This window comes from Thermostichus sp. MS-CIW-23 (genome assembly GCF_054059455.1).
Window position 1 is genome coordinate 1 of the sequence record NZ_JBSSCC010000045.1, and the last position, 21413, is coordinate 21413.

At 58.2% G+C, this 21413-nt stretch carries 12 protein-coding genes and 1 pseudogene; 6 read left to right on the forward strand and 7 right to left on the reverse strand.

Annotated features, from left to right (window positions below; all coding sequences use genetic code 11):
* Positions 1-69 precede the first annotated feature (69 nt).
* Complete coding sequence (locus ACVW0B_RS12565) at positions 70-453, reverse strand: molybdopterin-dependent oxidoreductase (protein WP_414522986.1); 384 nt, start codon at positions 451-453, stop codon at positions 70-72.
* Positions 454-899: 446 nt separating this feature from the next.
* Here ACVW0B_RS12565 and lgt point away from each other — a divergent pair, with 446 nt between their 5' ends.
* On the forward strand, positions 900-2039 hold the full coding sequence (gene lgt, locus ACVW0B_RS12570) for a prolipoprotein diacylglyceryl transferase (protein WP_457444566.1): 1140 nt from the start codon (positions 900-902) through the stop codon (positions 2037-2039).
* 74 nt (positions 2040-2113) lie between these two features.
* Here the strand turns inward: lgt and chrA are convergent, their stop codons facing one another.
* From chrA to ACVW0B_RS12600, 6 genes are all read right to left on the reverse strand, one after another.
* The gene (gene chrA, locus ACVW0B_RS12575; RefSeq protein WP_414373773.1) at positions 2114-3385 is read right to left on the reverse strand and encodes a chromate efflux transporter; all 1272 of its coding nucleotides are present in this window, start codon (positions 3383-3385) and stop codon (positions 2114-2116) included.
* A gap of 102 nt (positions 3386-3487) precedes the next feature.
* Positions 3488-3847, reverse strand: a complete 360-nt coding sequence (locus ACVW0B_RS12580) for an O-linked N-acetylglucosamine transferase family protein (RefSeq protein WP_457491842.1) — start codon at positions 3845-3847, stop codon at positions 3488-3490.
* Positions 3848-4149: 302 nt separating this feature from the next.
* The gene (locus tag ACVW0B_RS12585) at positions 4150-5733 is read right to left on the reverse strand and encodes an O-linked N-acetylglucosamine transferase, SPINDLY family protein (RefSeq protein WP_457491843.1); all 1584 of its coding nucleotides are present in this window, start codon (positions 5731-5733) and stop codon (positions 4150-4152) included.
* A 41-nt stretch (positions 5734-5774) separates the two neighbouring features.
* A complete protein-coding gene (locus ACVW0B_RS12590) occupies positions 5775-7250 on the reverse strand; it encodes a site-2 protease family protein (protein ID WP_011432882.1) in 1476 nt (491 codons plus the stop codon).
* Positions 7251-7297: 47 nt separating this feature from the next.
* The gene (acsF, locus tag ACVW0B_RS12595) at positions 7298-8389 is read right to left on the reverse strand and encodes a magnesium-protoporphyrin IX monomethyl ester (oxidative) cyclase (protein WP_457491844.1); all 1092 of its coding nucleotides are present in this window, start codon (positions 8387-8389) and stop codon (positions 7298-7300) included.
* A gap of 104 nt (positions 8390-8493) precedes the next feature.
* Positions 8494-13101, reverse strand: coding sequence for a glutamate synthase-related protein (locus ACVW0B_RS12600; RefSeq protein ID WP_457491845.1), 4608 nt, complete (start codon positions 13099-13101; stop codon positions 8494-8496).
* Between the two features lie 285 nt (positions 13102-13386).
* Between ACVW0B_RS12600 and ACVW0B_RS12605 the strand changes: the two genes are divergently transcribed.
* The 5 genes and pseudogenes from ACVW0B_RS12605 (at position 13387) to ACVW0B_RS12625 (ending at position 21230) form a co-directional block, all read left to right on the forward strand.
* The gene (locus ACVW0B_RS12605; protein WP_414329292.1) at positions 13387-13602 is read left to right on the forward strand and encodes an IS630 transposase-related protein; all 216 of its coding nucleotides are present in this window, start codon (positions 13387-13389) and stop codon (positions 13600-13602) included.
* 168 nt (positions 13603-13770) lie between these two features.
* Positions 13771-13953 (forward strand): annotated as a pseudogene (locus tag ACVW0B_RS12610) (IS1/IS1595 family N-terminal zinc-binding domain-containing protein); the annotation flags it as partial.
* Between the two features lie 263 nt (positions 13954-14216).
* The gene (gene uvrC / locus ACVW0B_RS12615) at positions 14217-16088 is read left to right on the forward strand and encodes an excinuclease ABC subunit UvrC (protein ID WP_457491846.1); all 1872 of its coding nucleotides are present in this window, start codon (positions 14217-14219) and stop codon (positions 16086-16088) included.
* 206 nt (positions 16089-16294) lie between these two features.
* A complete protein-coding gene (locus tag ACVW0B_RS12620; protein ID WP_457491847.1) occupies positions 16295-19504 on the forward strand; it encodes a PAS domain S-box protein in 3210 nt (1069 codons plus the stop codon).
* Positions 19505-19553: 49 nt separating this feature from the next.
* Entirely contained in the window at positions 19554-21230 is a 1677-nt protein-coding gene (locus tag ACVW0B_RS12625; RefSeq protein ID WP_457491848.1) for an NAD+ synthase, read from the forward strand.
* The last annotated feature ends 183 nt before the right edge of the window (positions 21231-21413 follow it).

Here is a 21413-nt window from a genome sequence, read left to right on the forward strand (position 1 = left end):
TTCGGGCCTGTTTTGTTCTCTGGTAGAGCAGAGCAGGCTCAGGGCTACTGAAAGCCCGCTCCGTACCGCTTAGCGGTCGGAGTCGGGTAGTTTACAGCCTCTATAGATTGCTGTAGCGTTCTTCGGCCCAGGGTTCACCGCCCATGTAGTAGCCGTTGCTCCCCCAAAAGCCCAGCTGATCTTAGGGGGGAAACTCCAGGCATATGGGTGAGGGATCAAAGTGCGCACCGGCCCTACCGGGAGCGGTTGTCCTTCCAGGGTATGAACCAGGTAGTTTTCGGGGCGGATGAACTCCTCCAGAGTCAGGTTGGTGGTGTAGCCGCCATAACAGTGTTGCATCACCGCCTTGGCCTCAGGAGCAATGGATACCAACTGCAACCCATCCGGGATCCACACCCCTGTCCGGTTGACATCCTCCATCTCCTTTCGGTACAACGCAAAGACTGGAGACACGGCACAGCTTGCCCACTGCTGTCGCCCCCATCTAGCCCCACCACTTGGCCGGTGTACTCCGTCATCCAAGGCTTGGTACTGCGCTGGAGTGGCCTTGAGGAGTTTGGCATCTCTGACCAGCGTGGGTGTATCTTATCGCAGGTCTAACAGGGCAAAAGCCGTCCTGGAAGGGCAGGGCTTTGGACCTAGCTTTTTGGTAAAGGTATGGGCTCTAGGGTGGAATCTTGTCCGTGACGGGCCTGTAGGATCGGGTCAACCGGGAACGAGGACTGGCGCTGCTTCAGGATCGGGGAGAATGGATCCCTGTTGGAGCCTGTGAATGGCTGCCGGGGATGGGGGAGAAGAGCCCGGAAGGGACTCCATCCCGCTAACCCAGGCGGGTGAGGTTGATAAGGCCGACTGGTGGAACTGAGTTGAGCAATTTTGGGGTGCAGAGCGTGTTGTCGATGAACCTATGGAGTGCAGGGCTGTTGGGCCTTACCTTCAGCTCACCTGGAGAATTTGTCTTCCGCTTTCCCCCCGGCACCCCGCTGGTGGGAGGGCTGGGCCTACGCTGGTATGGCCTATTGATGGCAGTGGCCGTGTTGGTCGGCTTGATCTTGACCAAAGCGTTGGCAGAATCTCGTCATCTAGAGAAGGAGCCTGGCAAAGCCAGTGAACGAGTGGAGCTACTGGCCCTGTGGTTGGTAATATCTGGGTTTCTGGGCGCCCGCCTCTACTACGTCCTCACCCACTGGTCAGAGTTCCAAGACAACCCCCTCTCGGCCTTTGCCATTTGGCAGGGGGGTCTCATCATCCACGGTGGGGTGTTGGCCGGCGCGCTTGCCCTTTACCTCTATTGCCGCACCACCGGGATCAACGGCTGGAAGTACGCCGATGTGCTCACGCCGGGGTTGATTTTGGGCCAAGCCATCGGGCGCTGGGGCAACTTTTTCAACTCTGAGGCCTACGGTGCCCCTATTCCTCCCGACAGCCCTTGGCCGCTGCGGGTGTACATTCCTCCCCAAGCCCGCGAGCCGGAATACAGCCAATTTGAGTTTTTTCACCCCATCTTTTTTTACGAAAGCGTCCTCAACCTGCTTCTATTTGCCCTCTTGATGGGAATGTTCTGGCGCTTTCCCAAACTCAAAGATGGCACTTGGGTTTGGACCTATGTTGTCGGCTATAGCCTGATCCGCATCCCCTACGAAATCTTGCGCGTGTCGGCGGTGGCCTATCTGCCGGGAACTGCCATCAAGGCTGCCTACGTGGCCAGCGCCTTGGGCCTAGTGCTTGGGATCGGCATGCTGATCTACATGTACCGGCTGCGCTATGATCCCGACCTAGAACGATTAGCAGCTTGGTTGGCCGAGCAGGCAGGGCTGGAGCTGGAAACAGCTTCAGACCTTGTGCAGCGGGCTTGGGCCATCCAGCAACAACACCGCCGCGCCGACCTGTTGGATCGTGTTACCCTAGCCATGCCCCACTTTCCCGGCACCCTTGCCCCTCACCTGTCTCTTGGCCAACGGGAGCTGCTCATGCGGCAACTGTTTTGTCGCCTGGAAGGCAGGGATCCCTCTGAGGAAGGGCTGGCCCAAGCCAGTTAGTGCCGTGGCCATCAGGCTGAATCAGGGTCATTCCCTCACCCCCAAGGAGAAAGCAGGGCCAGGGAGCAAAACCTTTAGGCCAGCAGACCTCGGGCCAGCAAACCCGCCCCCCCTCCCATCAACACCAACAGCCAAGTGGGCTGGCGAAAGCGCATCAAGGCAATGAAGGCCGCTACCCCGATCCCCAAAGCCACCAGCGAAGCGGGAGTTGTTTGTTGTAGCAGCGCATTTTGGGCCAAGGGCACTGTAGCCGCAGCAACAGCCCCCAGGGCCGTTGGGGTAATTGCCTGCAGGGATCCCTTCACCCAAGCATTGTGCCGTATGCGCAACAGAACCGGAGCTGCCAGCAAAATAAAGGCAAAAGAAGGGGCAAAGATGGCCACTGTTGCCGTCAGGGCCCCCAGCACCCCTGCCACCTTGTAGCCGATAAAGGCTGCCGTCAGCACCACCGGGCCAGGAGTAAATTGCCCAATGGCCACCCCATCCAAGAACTCTGTCGGCGTCAACCAGCCCAACTGATCCACCACCTCGTCGGCGATGAAGGGGATGATCACCAGCCCTCCCCCGAAGATGGCGCCGCCTACTTTCAGGAAAAACAAGGTCAAAGGCCAGAAATAGGCACCAATCCGCTCCAGACCCCAAAAGCTGCTCAGGATAAGGGTTTCCGGTGGAACCGTGGCCACTACCGTCTGGGCCAACGTCAATACTGGCCAAGGGAGTAAAATCGGGATCCCCGATAGTGGGCCTTTTTTGGGCCCATACAGCAGCAGCCCCACCAGAGCCGCCAGCCCGAACAGCAACAGGATATTCACCCCCCCAATCAGCAGCAGGGCAAAGGCCGCCACCGCGATCAGCCCCCGGCTCCAATCCTTCACAGCTTTACGGCCCAGTTTCCAGCAAAAGGCCAGGATAATGGCGATCACCACCGGGGCCACCCCAAAAAACATCCCCTCTAGCTGCGGCACCCCCTGAAAGCGAAAGTAAAGCCAAGAAAAAATCACCTCGATCACAAAAGCAGGGGCAATGAAGCAAATCCCCGCCAGCACCGCCCCCAACCAGCCTGCCCGCACATAGCCGACATAGATCCCCATCTGGGTAGAAGCTGGCCCTGGCAACATTTCACATAGGCCCACCCCTTCGGTAAATTGTTCCTGGCTCATCCAGCCCCGCCGGATCACCGCCTCATCGTGTTGCATGGCGATGTGGGCTTGGGGGCCGCCGAAACCCAGGGATCCCAGCCGCAGGAATACCACGGCAATCTCTTTCAGGCGCGTTGAAAGGGAGGGCAAGTTGTCGGGGGCGTTTTCCGGCCTGGGGAACTGACCGGGAGCAGACTCAGAAGACATGGGCAAAGCCCGGCAAGACAACCCCGCCTATCCTGCCATCTGTCCGGGATCCCTTCAAGAGGACAACACTCGCCCGTTTATCCTTTCACCCAAACTACCCCCTCAGGTCTTTAGACTTTGCAACCACTTTTCCAGAGCGCGGATGGGGGTCCGATCTCGGTAGACGCGCTCCTGGCGCCTCTTCACCTGTTGGCCCATTTGCTCTCGCCACTCTGGATCCAAGCCCAACTGACTGGCAATCTGGACGTATTCATCGAGGGTGTGGGCGATGGTATCCAGGATCCCCATCTGCTGCAGGATGGCGTAGGTGTGGCGGCCCCGCAGCAGGGATCCGGGCAAGGTGACGATGGGCAGGCCGTGGGGCAGGGCTTCCAGGGTGGTGTTGCCCCCTGACCAGCCGAGGCTATCCAGGTAAATATCCCCCAGGGCGTTGTAGGCGGCATATTCTGCAGGCGAGAGCATGCCTCTAACCCCCAAAACCCTGAACTTTGCTGAATTTACTGAGCTTTAGGCGGTTTGGCAAAAGTCATTGAGAGGGATATAGTAGACCAAGTTTCCCCCTGATCCTTGAGTCCACCGCAACGGTTGCCGGGAAGTGAAGGGGGAAAGCGCTCGGGGGGTATTCCTCAGGGCTTTGCGGGATACCGCCTTCCTGCTCAGAGATAGGCAGGATGCGATCGCTTCTTTCCTGAACCATGTTCAGGAGAGTTCAGCGTGAATGTATCAGTTCCGGTAGGAGCACCACATACTCTTCGGCAGCTAGGTCATAGGCCTGAAAGGCTCGTCGCAGCCGCTGCCAAAAGCGCTCGCGGATCCCTTGGGAGAGGCGGCCCCGCAAAAATAGAAATTGACACTTCTAGAAATTGACACTTCCCCACTTCCCGGGCGATGCGGGGGAACACCTCGTCGTACTGAGGTAAGTACTTGAATAGGGATTGGGCGCAGAGGTAAAGCACCCTGTCGGGATCCACCCCCCAAGCTTGCCAATCCACTGGGGCCGGGAGAATATCCAGGGGAACATAGTAGGTGCCGATTCTGGGCAGGGGAAGCAGCCGTTCGCAGTAGTGGCTGGCCCCTTCTGGCGGCTCCATGAGCTCGCTGCTCAGGAAAACATCGATGGTGGGTAGCCCAGAGGTTTGTGGATGTCCCCAGGCCATGGCCTGCACGGGGGCCAAACGCAAGGCGGCCAACGGGGTGCAGACGGGATCGATCCCCACTTCGGGATACAGGATCACATCCAACTGGGCTTCTCGAATGGCCGTCTGCCATTCCTCCAAGCTGCGGGATCCGGCCACAAAGTGCTCAAAACGAGGGGGCAGGGAGCACGTGACCTCATCTTGGATGACCGAGGTGTGGAAGCCGTAGAGGGCCACTTGAGCACGATCCAGGGCTTCTACCCAGCCGCGAGTCAGGATCTTCCAAACGGAGTGATCCCGAAACAGGCCGGAGACAATGCCCACCCGCACTCGGCCAGGATGTCGCTGCCAGAGGACGGAGGGCTGGGGATAGCGGGCCGCCATCACATCCCTCACCAAGGATCCGTAGAGCTGCTGCAGATCGCGGTCGTTCTGGCCTTGGTAGGGCAAAAAGAAGGGTTGGACGGAGCCGATCCCGGCAGCTGCTCGCTCCAGGGTTTCGGGATCCCGCGGCAGGTGTTCCCAGCAGCCCTTCACCTGTTGTAGGGCTTGGCGGTAGCGCTCCCGAGCCACGGAAACTTGGTCTGCCGAGGCGTACAGCAAGGGCAACTGGCTAACACACCAGCCCAGGGCCGCGGCCAAGTCGGCGGGATCCGCTTGCCAGAGTTGGTAGAACAGCTCCGCCGCTTCCTCCTCCCGGCCACAATCCCGCAGCAGGATGGCCAGGGTGTAGGCGGCATCGGCAAAGTCCGGCTGCAGCTCCAGGGCCTGTCCCAAGGGGACAAGGGCCGCCTCCAAATCCCCCTGCTGCCGCAGCACCAGCCCCAGCTGGTACAAAACTTCCGCGTCCGGCCCCCCCTGCTCTAGGGCCAGTTGCAGGTGAGTTTTCGCCTCCGCCAGCTGCCCCGCCTGCTTGAGAACAATTCCCAAATTAAAGTGGGCGTCGGGAAACCAGGGCTGGTGGGCAAGGGCCTGCCGGATCAGGGCAATCGCGTCGTCCAGGGATCCCTGTTGCTGCCGACAGACCCCCAAGAGGTGCAGTGCCTCCGGGTGGGTGGGCTGGGCTTGCAGCACCTGCTGGTAAAGTGAGACAGCCTGTGGCCATTGCCCTGCCTGGTGATGGCGAACGGCTTGGGCCAACAGACGCTGCAGGTGCTCTCCTCTGTCCTTTCCAGCTCTGCCTAGGCCAAAGCCTTTCCCCGGTCCAGACACAGTGAGCTCCTCTCGCCGGCGGATCCTGGGCCTCTACCCCATCAGCCGTTGGGGAAATTGAGAAAGCCCGCCAAGGCCGGAGCAATCGGCAACAGGGTCATGACCATCAAAAAGAGGGCCAGCAATGCCAAAGCATCCCGCTGACCGTCGGTTTCAGTAATCTCATCCTGCGGTGGACGCTCTGGCTCGCGGGCGATGAACAGGATCAGCAGCGCCCAGTAGAGGGCCAAGACGTTGCTGATGGCCGCCACCGCCAAGGCAATCAGGGTGATGAAGGTGGCGCGGGCCGCCGTCTTCCGCCCGTACACCGCCTGCACAATGCGACCCCCGTCCAGCTGCCCTGCCGGCAGCAGGCTCAAGGCGGTGATTGCCAGGCCAATCCAGCCCACGGCAACAAAAGGATGAATGGGAACCAGCTCCGCCTGCAACTGGGATCCCAGCACCAGCCGCGCTAGGGTGCCTACCAGGATGGAGCTGCGGAAGATCTCCGTGGGCACATACAGACCCTCGGAGCCGGAGAGCTTCAGGCCAGCCAAGAGCACCAGCAGCGACAGGATCCCGCTCGCTGCCGGGCCGGCAAAGGCAATGTCGAAGAGGGCCTTGCGGCTGGGTACCGGCGATTGGATGCGGTTCAGGGATCCCAGCGTGCCAATGCCCAAGCTGGGGATAACAAAGGCAGGGCTGAGGCGCACCCCGTACTTGCCCGCCATCCAGCGGTGTCCGGTCTCGTGCACCAGCAAGATGGCGAAGATCCCGGCTGCCACCGGCAGGGCTTCCACCCAGCGCCCCGGCGCATCCAACAGCCGGAAGCCCAAGAGATTGGCCCCCACCTCCAACGTGGCGACGAAGCTGAAGACCAGCAACGCCCCCGCCAGGATCTGCGCCCCCACGGAAGCGCGGTAATTGACGATGGGATCCGGCAAGACCACCACCGCCGGCTTTTCCGCCGGATCCTCCACCAAAAAGAGCTGGTAGCGACTGCCCACCTGCTCTTTGAGCTTCTCCACCAGCAGGGGTACCACCACCTCCGCCTCCTGGCGCAGGTTGCCCTTAAAAATCGCCCCTTCCCCATAGGGGACGGTCTCGGTGACGAAAAAGGTATCGAGGCCGAAAATAGACTGAATGGCCTGCAGATCCTCAGCCGAGATCCGCTGCAGAACCGCAGGCGCTTCCAAAGGCGCCTCCCCTGCCGAAGGGGCTTCCCCCTGCTCTTCCAGACGAGCCAACTGCTCGCGACGGGCCTGCAGCTCCTGCTGGGCCAACTGGCGGGTCTTGCGCCCCACAGCAATGTAAAGCCCTGTAAAGACCAACAGCAACACCAGGAAGCCTGCAAAATTGAGGTAGATCCCCAGCAGCAGCAGCCCCAGGAAAACCACCCACGGCAACAAGAGCAGGGATCCCTGTAACCACACCCAAACGGCTAAGGATCCCCGCCGACGGGCTCTCCAGAAGCCCCAACCCAAAAAGGCCAGCGTTCCCAGCAAAAAGAGCGGCGTAATCTCAGCGGCAATGTTCATGGCTGACCTATGAGGCTGTACGGGTACCAAGCTGAGGGCAAGACGGCTCAAGCAGAAACAGCCGTTCCTTCAAAACGGGGCTCCGGCTGCTCCCACAGGTAGAAGCCAGCTTTCCGAGGTTTCAGGAGGAACAGCCGCAAAAACTGATAGAAGTTATCCAAGTAGAGGGGCAGCTTGCGCAAACCCTTGAAGGGGCCGGATCCCCGGGCAATCTCCCTCAGCTTGGCGTTGTTGGCCACACACTTCTGCAGCCGCCGCACAAACTTAGGGTTTTCCACATCCAACACCACCGGAAACACCTTGGCCGCCTCGCGGTTGGTCTTGTAGATTACCTCCATGTCATAAGCATGGGGATCCAGCCCGATGAGGCGGTAGAAATCCGGGCGCTCTCCCACATCATTGAGGTACATAGTGGCGAACACCGACAGCAAGAAGAAACGGCACCACAGCTTGGCCACCCATCCCTTGAGCAGCCGCGGCTGGCTTAGGAGCATGAGCGCAAAGAAATCGCCGTGGCGGTTCTCGTCCTGGCACCAGTTCTTGAAGAAGTTGAAGATGGGGTAGATGCGGTCTTCGGGATGGGCCTCCAGGTGGCGGTAGATGAGGATGTAGCGCCAGTAGCCAATCTTCTCCGAGAGATAGGTGGCATAGAAGATGAAACGCGGCGCGAAATAGGTATAGGACTTGTGCTTGGTCAAAAAGCTCAGGTCAAAGGCCAAGTTAAAGTCGCCCATAGCCCGGTTCAGGAAGCCGGCATGGCGGGCCTCGTCGCGGCTCATCAGGGCAAAGCACTCGGCCAAAACGGGGTTGGTCTCTTTTAGCTTGCGCGACAGCTCCTTGTAGAGGAGAAAACCGGAGAACTCGGCTGTACAGGAGCGCTCCAAGAACTCCACAAACAACCGGCGCGCCTGCGGATCCAGGCGGCTTTCCCAGTCTTGGTTGAACTCCTCACCCCGGACGAAGTGATGGCGGTTGTAGTCGGCGCGAAACTCCTGCAGGATGGCCCGGAAATCGGCCTCTCGATCCCCTAAGCCCATTTTGCCGATGGCCTCGAAATCGGTGGTGTAGAAGCGCGGCGTCAGGATGGTCTCGGTGGGCACTCGCGCTTGAGTTTGAGCAGCTTGCAAACTGGGACTCATAGTGATTTAAAGCGGATGAAAAGGCCAGGTATACTCTCGCAGTTTACCAGCCTCTCTGGCCGTCGTGGGGATAAGAAGTGTTACCGGCAGGCTCTGAGAGATCCTTAAGACTCCACTGCCAGCGGCTGGGATCGCAAGGGATCCGTCAGCTCGCTGCCCTCCTCCGAAGGCGGGATCACCTGCCAAAACAGAGGCAAATAGGATTCCCAATTTTGCAGAATGCGCTCCGCTTTGGGGGAATGGGTGCGGCGATAGTGCTCTTGGATCAGGCTCTTCAGTTGTGCCTCTGCTGCCGCCGTCTGCACCCGCTGAATGCGCACGATCTCCCCGTTGACCTTGGCGGGGAAGTTGCCCTCCTCATCCAGCACATAGGCCAGGCCGCCGGTCATCCCCGCTCCCAGGTTGCGGCCCACCCGCCCCAGCACCACCACCACCCCACCGGTCATGTACTCGCAGCAGTGGTCGCCGGATCCCTCGATCACCGCCTGCGCTCCCGAGTTGCGCACCGCAAAGCGTTCCCCCGCCTGGCCGTTGGCAAACAGGGATCCGCCCGTGGCCCCGTACAAACAGGTGTTGCCCAGGATTACATTTTCCGCCGGATCGCGGGGCGCCTCAGGGGGAGCCAGGATGACGATCTCGCCGCCACACATGCTCTTGCCCACGTAGTCATTCGCTTCTCCTGTCAGGGTCAGGCGCATCCCCGCCAGTGTAAAAGCGCCAAAGCTCTGGCCGGCGCTGCCGACAAAGCGCAGATCCAACTGCCCCCCCTGTTGGGCGAAGCCGGTATCTCCGTACAAGCGGGCCAAGGTTCCGGCAATGCGCCCGCCCACACAGCGGTCGGTGTTGGCGATAGGGATCTCCACCGTGGCCGTGCCGCAGGTCTCCACCGCCTTCTGCACCTCCGGCTGAGCCAGGATCTGCTCATCCAGCACCGGGCCGTTGGAATGCACCGGCTCATGCTCCAACCAGTCGGGCAGGGTGTTGGGATCAAAACCGGGGGGAGTTCGCAGCAGACACTCCAAGTTCAAGGATGGGGTTTTCTGGAGAACGGCATCGGCCCGCGGACAGAGCAGATCCACCCGTCCAATCACCTCCTTCAGAGAGCGGTAGCCCAGTTGCGCTAAGACTTGGCGCACCTCCTCCGCCACAAAGGTGAAGAAGGTCACCACGTGATCCGGTGTGCCGGGGAAGCGCTTGCGCAACTCCTCCTTCTGGCTGGTCACTCCCACAGGGCAGTTGTTAGTGTGGCACACCCGCGCCATGATGCACCCCTCCGCAATCATGGCCACCGTGCCAAAGCCAAACTCTTCTGCCCCCAGCATGGCCGCCATCACCACTTCCCAACCCGTGCGAATGCCGCCATCCACCCGCAGGATGGAGCGCTGCCGTAGGCCGTTTTCCAGCAGGGTATGATGCACCTCCACCAGGCCCAACTCCCAAGGTGCCCCGGCATGTTTGATGGAGCTCAAGGGGGAAGCCCCTGTGCCCCCTTCATGGCCGGAGATTTGGATGATGTCGGCGTTGGCCTTGGCTACTCCTGCCGCCACCGTGCCGATGCCCACCTCCGCCACCAGCTTCACCGACACCTGTGCCTGGGGGTTCACCTGGTGCAAGTCGAAGATCAACTGCGCCAGATCCTCGATGGAGTAGATGTCGTGGTGGGGCGGCGGCGAGATCAAGGTCACCCCCGGCTTGGAGCGGCGCAGCTTGGCGATGTAGGGGCTGACCTTTTTGCCCGGCAGTTGCCCGCCCTCGCCCGGCTTGGCCCCCTGGGCAATTTTGATCTCAATTTGCCGCGCGTTGAGCAAATACTCCGGTGTCACGCCAAAGCGGCCCGAGGCCACCTGCTTCACCGCCGAGCTGGCGTTGTCCCCCATGCGCAGCCCCTTCAGGTGGGGAAAGCGGGCCGAGGTGCCATCTGGGCCTACATCGGTGATGGGGAGGTATCGTTCCGGATCTTCCCCGCCTTCACCGGAGTTGGACTTGCCGCCGATGCGGTTCATGGCAATGGCCAGGGTCTCGTGGGCCTCGCGGCTGAGGGCCCCCAAGGACATCCCACCTGTGGCAAAGCGTTTGAAAATCTCCGACACCGGTTCCACTTCCTCCAAGGGAATGGGATCCCGGTCGCTGCGGAAATCCAGCAGGTCTCGCAAGGCGGTGGGGGTGCGGCTGCGCAGGTGCGCCCTGTAGATCTCATAGTGGGCAGGCTGGCCCGATTCGATGGCCTTGTGCAGCAGCTTGGCCATTTCTGGACTGTTGATGTGGTATTCGCCTTTGGGCCGCGCCTGGATAAAGCCAAAGTTCTCCAGCTTTTTCGAGGTGAGTTCGGGAAAGGCCCGCTGGTGATTCACCATGCCCTCGCGGGCCAGATCCGCCAGCGTCATGCCTCCCACCCGCGACACCGTGCCGCGGAAGGCCAGATCGATCACCTCTTGGCTCAGGCCAATGGCCTCGAAAATCTGCGCTCCGTGGTAGCTGGAGAGCAGAGAAATGCCCATTTTGGAAAGAATCTTGAGCAGCCCTGCCTCAATGGCGGCGCGGTACTTCAGTTGCACCTCGGCCAGGGAAAGCTGGGGCAACTTGCCGGCAGCCATCTGGGTTTGCGTCTTGGGCTTGTGCCACCACTGCCGCACAGCTTCATAGGCCAGATAAGGACAAACGGCGCTGGCCCCGTAGCCGATCAAGCAGGCAAAGTGGTGGGTGCTCCAGCATTGGGCAGTCTCCACCACCAGGGAAGCGCGTAGGCGCAGCCCCTCCTGGATGAGGTGATGGTGGATGGCGCCCACCGCCAACAGAGGTGGGATCAGAGCCTGCTCGGCATCAAGGCCGCGATCCGAGAGGATTAAAATCTCAGCTCCCCCCCGCACCACTTGGGCCGCCTGCTGGCAGAGGGCCCGTACCTGGACCTCCAGTCCTTCTGGGCCGGCAGCCACCGGATAGAGAATCGGGAGCGTGTGGCAGGGAAAAGGGGTATGCTGCAGAGCGGCCAGCTCCGCTTCGTTGAGCACCGGGCTGCGCAACTGCAACAGGCGGGCATGCTCAGGGCGGATCTCCAGCAGGTTGCCCTTGGATCCCAGATACACATCCAAAGACATCACCAGGCTCTCCCGCAGGGGATCGATGGCAGGGTTGGTGACCTGGGCAAAGCGCTGCTTGAAATAGTCGTAGAGGGGATGAGGCTGGGTGGACAGCACAGCCAGCGGCGCATCGTCCCCCATGCTGAAGGTGGGCTCCTTGCCCGTAGCCGCCATCTCCTCGATGATCATCTCCACATCTTCTGAGGAGTACCCGAAGGCGGTTTGGGCTTGTAACAGTTGTTCTTCCGAGAGGTGAGGGGTATTTTCAAAGCCTTGGGTGCTGAGCTGAACGCGATGGGCTTTGAGCCATTCGCCGTAGGGGTGCTGGGCTGCCACCTGGGTTTTGATCTCCCAGTTTTTGCAGATTTGCCCGCTCTGCAGATCCACCGTCAGCATCTGCCCCGGGCCTAGCCGCCCTTTTTCCAAAATGTCGGTCTCCGGCAGAGGAACCACGCCAGCTTCCGAGGCCACCACCAGCAGACCATCGCGGCTGCGAGCGTAGCGGGCTGGGCGCAGGCCATTGCGATCCAACGTGGCCCCGATGGTTTTGCCGTCGCAGAAAACCACCATCGCCGGGCCATCCCAAGGCTCCTGCAGGCCGCCGAAGAACTCGTAGAAATCCACCACTTCCGGGTGATTCTGCAGTTCTGGCTGGTTGCGATAGGCTTCCGGGATCAGCACCATCATCGCCTGCTGAGTGGAGTAGCCCGACTGAATCAACAGCTCAAACACAGCGTCCAGACCTGCTGAGTCGCTGGTGCCCGGGTCAATAATCGGCTTCAGATCCTCGACCGCTGTACCCCAGCGGGGATGGGAAAGGGTTTGTTCGCGGGCGGCCATCCAGTTGACATTGCCCAGGTAGGTGTTGATCTCGCCGTTGTGGCAGAGGTAGCGGAAAGGCTGAGCTAGCGACCAACGCGGCAGGGTATTGGTGCTGAAGCGGCGGTGGTAGGTGGCGTAGGTGGTGGTGTAGAGGGGGTTTTGCAGATCTCGATAAAACTGGCCCAGAACCGACGATTGCACCATGCCTTTGTAAACGACAACCCGGCAGGACAAAGAGGCAAAATACAGAGCATAAAAGCCAAACCGAGCCTCTACCCGCCGCCGAATGCGCCGCCGCAACAGATAGAGCTGCTGCTCTAGCTCGTCTCCTTCCAGCGTGGGATGGGTGAGGAGCATCTGCCAAATGGAGGGCATGGTCTGCCGCGCCATCGGCCCCAGGCAATTGGGATTGACCGGTACCTGCCGCCAAACCACCCGCTGCCAGTCGGTGGTGGTCAAGTACTCATCGATCACCTGCTGCACCGCCTGACACTCAGCAGGATCCTGAGGCAAAAAGACCATCCCCACCGCGCTGTGAGTGGGATCCCAAGCTCGAATTTCTTCCCTCTCTGCCTGCAACAGCGACCAGGGGATTGCCGTTGCAATGCCCGCCCCATCACCGCTCTGGCCGTCGCCGCCACAGCCACCCCGATGTTCCATACAGGTGAGGGCCTGAAGGGTTTTCTGCAAGAGGTCGTGGCTGGCTCTCCCCTGCTGATTCACCAAAAAGCCGACCCCGCAAGCATCCCGCTCTTGAAAGTGCCAGTTTTCCTGCAGGATAGGAACCGAGACCTGAGAGCGATGGGGATTCATAGGAGTAAAAACAGTTTGGAATAAATCACGCTTTCAGAGGTGGAAAACCAGCATATCGCACTCCAATCCGACAGGAAAAGGGGGGCAGTCTCAAGTCACGGCTGGCTCTTGCCAACAGGGCAACCGTTGGGGCAATCGGCTCAGCGAAGTAAAGACAAAAAAGCTCGCCATGAACAGATTTTTCGAGTTTCTTCTGCGGCTTTCCCCGACGGACTGCGGACGATCTGAGAAAGCTAGGGCGAATGCGCCAGCTCACACCGGCTCCGCTCGCTGGCAACTGGCCCTGTGGAGAACTGCGGTAGGGAGACAGCCGTAGGGTATGTCCAGGAAGAGGGCAACCCCACAGATGTACAACAGATGTACAAAGTCAGGCGTGCAACGGTCTATCGCTGGCTGAACCTAGAAGACCTCAGGCCGACAAAAGTCAAGACCCAGAAGCCAAAGATAGACTTGGCCGCCCTGCAGCAAGACATAGGCCAGGATCCAGGAGCTCAATTGTAAGGATAGAGCTCAGAGATTCGGGTCGCGCCAGCGGGACGGAGCCCTTGCCCTATTGACTATACTGGTGGTGCTCTGGGAGCAATGATACTATTACCCTAGATTTTTCGTGTTTCTGAGTAAGCTCATGCTGACTTGCCCAAGCCGTCATTCTTTTAACTTAGATACGACAAGATCCATAATGGAAAGCAGCATTATCGATGCCAGGATTGTCACAGGCAATTTATACCTGAATCTACTCAAAAGATTGTCTCAGAAGTCAATATATCCCTAGTTAATAAACTTAAGCGACTTTCCATTGCTGCTATATCTTATGTAAATGAACTACCGGAACTCTGGACAAAATTATGTTAATCACAAATCAACTTATCCTTCCCAAATCATGGAGGTCTACCCGTCAAAAGAGGTACTTTGATCCTGCGATGCGACGAGCTATTGCCATTTGTGCTAGCAGGTTGGAGCTTGAAAGCAGGACGAGCTTCCCAAACTTGTTCAGAATGATTGTTCAGAATGACTGTGTCTCCACATGGGTTGGAGTCAGTGTTGCCGAGAAAAGCCATATCCTTGCTAGATTGAAGTCATGGGATCCCTGACTCTACCCGGTAGAACTGAACTTTATGACCGTCCCTCTGATTCACAACCGTGACGTTCTAGAGAGCCGTCTCAAGGAGATTCCTGCTGAACCCGGCGTATATTTGATGCGAGATGCCACGGATCAGATCCTCTATGTAGGCAAGTCCAAGAAATTGCGCTCTCGCGTGCGATCTTATTTCCGCTTCACCGGCGACCTGTCCCCTCGCATTCAGCGCATGGTAGCTCAGGTTTGCGAGATCGAGTTTATCGTTACCGATAATGAAAGTGAAGCTTTAGCCCTAGAAGATAATCTGATTAAAACCCATCAGCCCCCCTACAATGTTCTTCTCAAGGATGACAAAAAGTATCCCTATTTGTGCATTACCTGGTCGGAGCCTTATCCCCAGCTTTACATCACCCGCCATCGTCGCCTTGATCGGAATCAAGACAAATACTATGGCCCCTACACCGATGTTGGCCTGTTGCGCCATACCCTTGGGTTGGTCAAACGAATTTTTCCCTTGCGCCAACGGCCCAAACCTCTGTACAAAGATCGCACCTGTTTGAACTACGACATTGGGCGCTGCCCCGGGGTATGCCAAGGCTTGATCAGCCCAGAAGAGTATCGCAAAACGCTGACTCAAGTGGCCATGATCTTCCAAGGCCAGACAGATGAGCTGATCCGAGAGCTGCAGGAGAAGATGATCCAGGCCGCCGAACAAGAAAATTATGAGGCAGCCGCACGATATCGGGATCAAATTCGCGGTTTGGAACAATTGGGAGAATCCCAGAAGGTCTCTTTGCCTAACTCTACCGTCAGCCGTGATGCTCTGGCCTTGGCCATGAATGATTCACGAGCCTGCATTCAATTGTTTCAGGTGCGGGCAGGCAAGTTGGTGGGGCGGCTGGGGTTTGTGGCCGAAAATCGGGGCGATGATCCGGCGTTGATTTTGCAGCGGGTTCTACAAGAGCATTATCAATACTGTGATCCGGTGGAAATTCCCTCTGAAATTTTGACCCAGTATGAATTGCCGGATCGGGATTTTCTGGAGTCTTGGCTGAGTCAGAAAAAAGGCCGCAAGGTCAGCCTTGTTGCCCCCCAACGGCAGAGCAAAGCTGAGTTGATCGAGTTGGTTGAGCGGAATGCACAACTGGAGCTAACCCGCACTCAGCGCTTGGCGGATCGGGATGCCGCGGCCTTGGAGCGCTTGGCAGAGGTCTTGGATTTGCCGGATGTGCCCCGTCGCCTAGAAGCCTACGATATTTCCCACATTCAGGGATCCGATGCTGTGGCCAGTCAGGTGGTGTTTATCGATGGCCTGCCTGCCAAACAGCACTACCGCCGCTACAAGATTCGCAACCCTGAGGTGCGCCCCGGTCACTCCGATGATTTTGCCAGCCATGCAGAAGTGGCCCGGCGTCGCTTCAGCAAAATGACCCCTGAGGATCAGCCGGATTTGGTGCTCATCGACGGGGGCAAGGGGCAGTTGTCGGCAGTCATGGCCGTCTTGGCAGATTTAGGGCTGGATCACCTGCCGGTGATTGCCTTGGCCAAACGAGAAGAAGAGATCTTTCTGCCGGGGGATCCCGTGCCCCTGCGGTTGCCGGCCCAAGATCCGGCTCGCTTGTTGTTGCAACGCCTGCGAGATGAAGCCCACCGATTTGCTCTCGCCTTTCATCGCCAGCAACGGAAAGCGCGTCAACATGCCTCTACGCTGGACGAGATCCCCGGCCTAGGCAAGTATCGGCAAAAGCTGCTGATGGAAGAATTTCGGTCGATTGCCCGCATTCAGGTGGCCTCAGAAGACCAGTTGGCTCAAGTGCCCGGCATTGGCCCGAAGATTGCCCGACAGATTTACCGCTACTTTCACCCAGAAACTCAGGCGGAATCCCCGGAGACAGCGCAGGTGGAGTAGTTGAGAATCCGCGCAGGGATCCCTGCTCCCCCAGCACTCGGTGGGGTGATATCCACAGAAGCCTGAGCACCCTTCCTCGCCCGTGATTTTACGGGGTTAGGGGGGAACTTGTAGTGCGGGAAACATCGCTCAAAGCAAAAATGATACATAATCTCAGGGTCAGGCGTTCTTAGTGCCCTGGTACTGCTTGCCAATAGGGGATCCTGATGCTGGCCGGACTCGATGTGCTCCTGGAGAATGCTCCCATCGGGATCTTTCGTGCGGATCTGCAGGGACGGTACCGGTTTGCCAATGCCAAGCTTGCCGAGATATATGGCTATACTTCCTCTGCCCATTTGATGCGCCATCTGTCGGATTTTGGCCATCATCTCTATGCTGACGCTGCCGGTCGTCGCCAGTTTTTCCAGGATTTGCTTGCAGGCAAAGTCGGCGATGGGAGAGTGGCGCAAGAGTTTTTGATCCACAGTCGCAAGGGCTTGGACTTGTGGGTGCGAGAACAAATTCAAGTTGTCCGCAATCCGGCAGGGGATCCCCTCTGTTTTGAGGGGTATGTGGAAGACATCACGGCACAGAAGCGGGCTGAACAAGCGCTTGCAGAGAGCCAGCTCCGCTACAAAAGGCTGGTTTGCGCTATTCCACAAGCCTTGATGATTTTTAGCCGAGAAGGCCAATGCCTAGAGCTGATTTCTTCCCCGGAGAATAATTATTTTGCTTCACTCTCAGCAGAGCATATTCAGGGAAAAGCAGTGGGAGAGCTGTTCGGCCCTGAGGTTGGCGATCAACTGCAGAGGCTGATTGACCGTTGCTTGAGCAGCGGATCCCGGCAAACTCTGGAGTTTCCCCTAACCAACTCAGCAGGGGAGCTCCGTCACCAGGAAGTTTGCGTGGTTCCCCACGGAGCAGATTGCGTGCTTGGCTGCATTCAAGATATCACCGAGCGCAAGCGGCTAGAGCTGGCCTTGTTGGAGATTCAACAGCGATTCTGGGGAATTGTGGAGTCCTGCAATTTGGGCATTTCTCTGCTGCCTCTTGAGCCAGAAGCTAGTCCGCATGGCATGAACTCAGCCCTCAAGGATATAACAGGATATTCTGCAGAGGAATTGAAGGCTTTGCCTCTGGAGGCTTGTATCACAGACTTGGCCGATGTTGAAACTCTAAAAAAACTTTGGCAGGAGTTGGTTGATGGCCGGCGCAGTCATTATGAATGGGAACATCCCTACACCCGTAAGAATGGCCAAATCATCTGGGTAAAGTCTCAGATTTATGTTGTGAGAGATGAAGAACAAAAGCCTCTGTTTACCGTTTACTTCCTGGATGATATTAGCGAGCGCCGATCTGTCAAATTCGCCCTTGAGAAAATCCAAAACCAGCTACAAGGGATCTTCAACTCCTGTAGCCAAGGGATTGCTCTGATGAGCTTGGATCCTGATCCCCGGTATCTCAGCCTCAACCCGGCAATGGCAGAGATTACAGGGTACAGCGAGGAAGATTGGTCAGCTCTGAAAGCGGAAGATTACACCCCCTATCCTGAAGATCGAGAACGGGGCGAGATACTCTGGAATGAATTGATTGCCGGATACGCTAGCAACTATGAATATGAAAAGGTGATCCGCCGTAAAGATGGCAGAGAGATCTGGGTTCGCTTACAACTCTTCGCGGTGCGAAACGCTCAAAACGAGCCTCTGTTTGCCATCCAATTTCTAGAAGATATTTCCGAGCGAAAAAGGGCCGAAACTCACCTGCGAGAAAGTTTGGCCGATCTGGCCCGCAGCGAAGCACGTTACCGCGCCCTTTACGAAGCGATTCCAGACATGATTCTGCAGGTGGATCGGCAAGGGCTAGTCTTGTCCTATAAGCCCCCCAGAGGATTTGCATCCGCCTATCCCGATGACCGCTATCTCAACCAATACATTCAAGATCTGTTTCCAGAGCATTGGAAAACCTACTTTGCCCCTTTGCTAGAGAAAGCCTTTCAAACGGGAGAAATTCAGGTTATTGAATATCCGCTTCCTCAAATTTCTCAAGACGCGGCGGAAGCATTGCCGGAATATCGCGAGGCCCGTCTGTTGCCCTTTGGGCCGGATGAGGCCATTGTTTTGGTGCGCGATATCACCCTGCGCAAGCGCCTGGAGCTGGCCCAGCAAACACGAGAAGCTGAATTAACAGCCCTGGTGCAACAGCGAACCCAGCAACTGGAACGCAGTCTACAGTTTGAATCGATTCTGCGCCGCCTCATCCATCAGATACGGGCAACTCTGGATGAAAGGCAGATCTTGCAGACAGTTGTGAACGAGCTGGGAAAATTTTTGGGCGTTCTTTTTTGCAATGTTGGCCTTTACGATAGCCGCCGAACCTACTCCCTGATCAGCTATGAATACACGACGCTTTCGACCTCTGGGGTCGGGGCTCGGGTTTGGATGAGAGATTTTCCCCTCTTCTACGAACAGCTATGGCGAGGCTGGTGCTTTCAACTGTGCGCTCGGGATCGTCAACGGGATCCCAACACTCTGCCCCCCTATCTGACCAAGCTGGCCTGCCCCATTGCGGACGATCAGGGCATTCTTGGGGATCTGTGGCTGGCTCGGCCTCCTGAGGAGAGTTTTAGCGATTGGGAAATCGATTTGGCTCAGCAAATGGCGGCCCAGTGCGCGATTGCCTTGCGACAGGCCAGGCTCTACCTCAGCAGCCAGGCTCAGGTGACGGAATTGAAAAAACTCAGCCAAATTAGGGATAACTTCCTGGCCGCCGTCTCCCATGAGCTGCGCACTCCCCTTACCAGCATTAGCCTCTCGGTTCACCTGCTGAAACTGAGCCATCAAGTTTCTCCTCTCACCCCCAAGCAAATCCAGTATCTTGAGGTTCTGGAGCAGGCGTGCGAGCGAGAGATCTCCCTAATTAACGATCTTCTGGATCTACAAAATTTGTCGGGCAATACGCTCAAGCTGCCCTCTGAGCAGGTTAACCTGCCTCTCCTTTTGGCACCTCTTATCAATCGGTTCCAAGACCGGATGCGCAAGCGGCAGCAAACTCTACAAGTTCACTGGGATCCCCACCTGCCCTATCTGCACACCCATCCCCGCCTGTTGGAACGCTTGGTCTGTGAGCTTTTGACCAATGCCCACAAATTCACGCCCGCCGGCGAACACATTGTCCTAGAGGCTGTTGCTTTAGGTTCCGACCGCTGGGAGCTGCGCTTGACCAACACGGGCACCACCATTCCCCTCGAAGAACAAGAACGCATTTTCGAGCAGTTTTATCGCATCCCCCACTCGGATCCCTGGCAGCAGGGGGGAGCGGGCTTGGGATTGGCCCTGGCCCAAGCCATGGCCAACCACTTGGGTGGCTCTTTGCAGGTGGAAAGCACTGCCCACCAAACCACGTTTATTCTTCGCTTGCCCGCAGCAGAATCTTGTTGACGATTCGGTTTGGGCCACTTATGGTGAGATTTACCATATGGGGGGCAGGGTGAAGGTAGCGCTGTTGCAACTGAACTACATCGTCGGCGATCTAAGCGGAAATGCCGAGCGCATCCGTTCGGCAGTCGAGGCAGTGGCGGCGGCGGGAGCAGAGTTGGCCATCACCTCGGAGCTGGCGTTGCTGGGATATCCACCCCGCGATTTGTTGCTCTACCCGGCCCTGATCGAGAGAGCGAACCAAGTTTTGCAGCACTTGGCCAGTCGGCTACAGGCCAGCATTCCGGTAGTCGTGGGATCCGTGCAGCCCAATCCTCTGCCTGAGGGTCGGCCCCTTTACAATGCTGCTGCCTGGCTGGAGGGAGGCCAGATCCGCCACTGGTTTCAGAAGTCGCTCTTGCCCACCTACGATGTCTTCGACGAAGATCGCTATTTTGAGCCGGGATCCCAGCCCCAACCCATCGAGTACCGTGGCCGCCGCCTGGGCTTTACCATTTGTGAAGACATTTGGAACGACCGCGACTTTTGGCAGCACCGCCGCTACCACTGGGATCCGGTGGAAGAGATGGCCCGCTGCGGTGCCGACCTGCTGATTAACCTCTCGGCTTCCCCCTTCAGCCTAGGCAAACAGAAGTTGCGGGTGGAGATGCTGGGATCCCTGGCCCGCAAGCACGCCCTGCCCATTCTCTATGTCAATCAAGTGGGGGGCAACGACGATCTCATCTTCGATGGGGCCAGTTGTGCCGTGGATCGCCGGGGTCGGGTTGTGGCCCAAGCGGCTGCCTTTCAGCCGGATCACCTCATCCTGGATGTGGACGAGTTGACGCAGTCTCCCAACCCAGACCAGAGCCCACCGACCGCGGGATCCCGCTGGCCGACCGAGCCGGAAGCTGAGCTGTACGAGGCGTTGGTTTTGGGCACCCGCGATTACGTCAGCAAATGTGGCTTTCGCGAGGTGCTATTGGGCCTGTCGGGGGGGATCGACTCTGCCGTCACTGCTGTGATCGCCGCCGATGCCTTGGGGCCGGAGCGGGTGCTGGGGGTGCTCATGCCCTCTCCCTATTCCAGCCCTGGCAGCCTGACCGACGCCTACCAACTGGCGCAAAACCTGGGGATCCCGACCCTGAAGCTGCCGATTCAGTCCATCATGGAGAGCTACCACCAGCTTTTGGCAGAGCCCTTTGCCGGCCTCCCCCCAGACATCACGGAAGAAAACCTGCAATCTCGCATTCGCGGCACCCTCCTCATGGCCCTTTCCAACAAGTTCGGGCGGCTGCTGCTGACCACAGGCAACAAATCAGAGCTGGCAGTGGGCTACTGCACCATCTACGGGGATATGTCCGGCGGCCTGGCGGTGATTTCCGATGTGCCCAAGACCTGGGTGTACCGCTTGGCTCGCTGGATCAACCGACAGCAGGAGCGGATCCCGCTTGCTACTCTGACCAAGCCCCCCTCAGCGGAATTGCGACCCGGCCAACAAGATAGCGACAGCTTGCCCCCCTACGATTTGCTGGACAAGATCCTGCAGCGGCACATCGAGCAGCATCAATCCAGCCCCGAGTTGGTGGCTCAAGGGTTCGATCCCGACATCGTGCAGCAGGTGCTGCGGCTGGTTCAAAAAGCCGAGTTCAAGCGACACCAAGCTCCCCCTGGGCTACGCATTACCGATCGCGCCTTCGGCACCGGCTGGCGGATGCCAATCGCCAAGCGGCAGGAAGGGATCATCTAATGGAACTAGTGGGATACCCTCACCAAATTTTCGGGCTGGAGGCCCGCACCATAGCCGCAGGCTTGGTGTCGAGAGGAAAGCCCTCCTTCATATAGGTTTGCTGGTCAAAAGTCTGGATAAACTACAATAAGCCCATGAGCCAGACTATCTCTGTACGTTGCAAGCTGATAGTCCCACAAGAGT

What these genes read in the sequence shown, in the direction of transcription:
- lgt (WP_457444566.1), top strand. Translation starts at nt 900, where the DNA reads ATGAACCTATGGAGTGCAGGGCTGTTGGGCCTTACCTTCAGCTCACCT.
- chrA (WP_414373773.1), bottom strand. Translation starts at nt 3,385, where the DNA reads ATGTCTTCTGAGTCTGCTCCCGGTCAGTTCCCCAGGCCGGAAAACGCC.
- ACVW0B_RS12580 (WP_457491842.1), bottom strand. Translation starts at nt 3,847, where the DNA reads ATGCTCTCGCCTGCAGAATATGCCGCCTACAACGCCCTGGGGGATATT.
- ACVW0B_RS12590 (WP_011432882.1), bottom strand. Translation starts at nt 7,250, where the DNA reads ATGAACATTGCCGCTGAGATTACGCCGCTCTTTTTGCTGGGAACGCTG.
- acsF (WP_457491844.1), bottom strand. Translation starts at nt 8,389, where the DNA reads ATGAGTCCCAGTTTGCAAGCTGCTCAAACTCAAGCGCGAGTGCCCACC.
- ACVW0B_RS12600 (WP_457491845.1), bottom strand. Translation starts at nt 13,101, where the DNA reads ATGAATCCCCATCGCTCTCAGGTCTCGGTTCCTATCCTGCAGGAAAAC.
- uvrC (WP_457491846.1), top strand. Translation starts at nt 14,217, where the DNA reads ATGACCGTCCCTCTGATTCACAACCGTGACGTTCTAGAGAGCCGTCTC.
- ACVW0B_RS12620 (WP_457491847.1), top strand. Translation starts at nt 16,295, where the DNA reads ATGCTGGCCGGACTCGATGTGCTCCTGGAGAATGCTCCCATCGGGATC.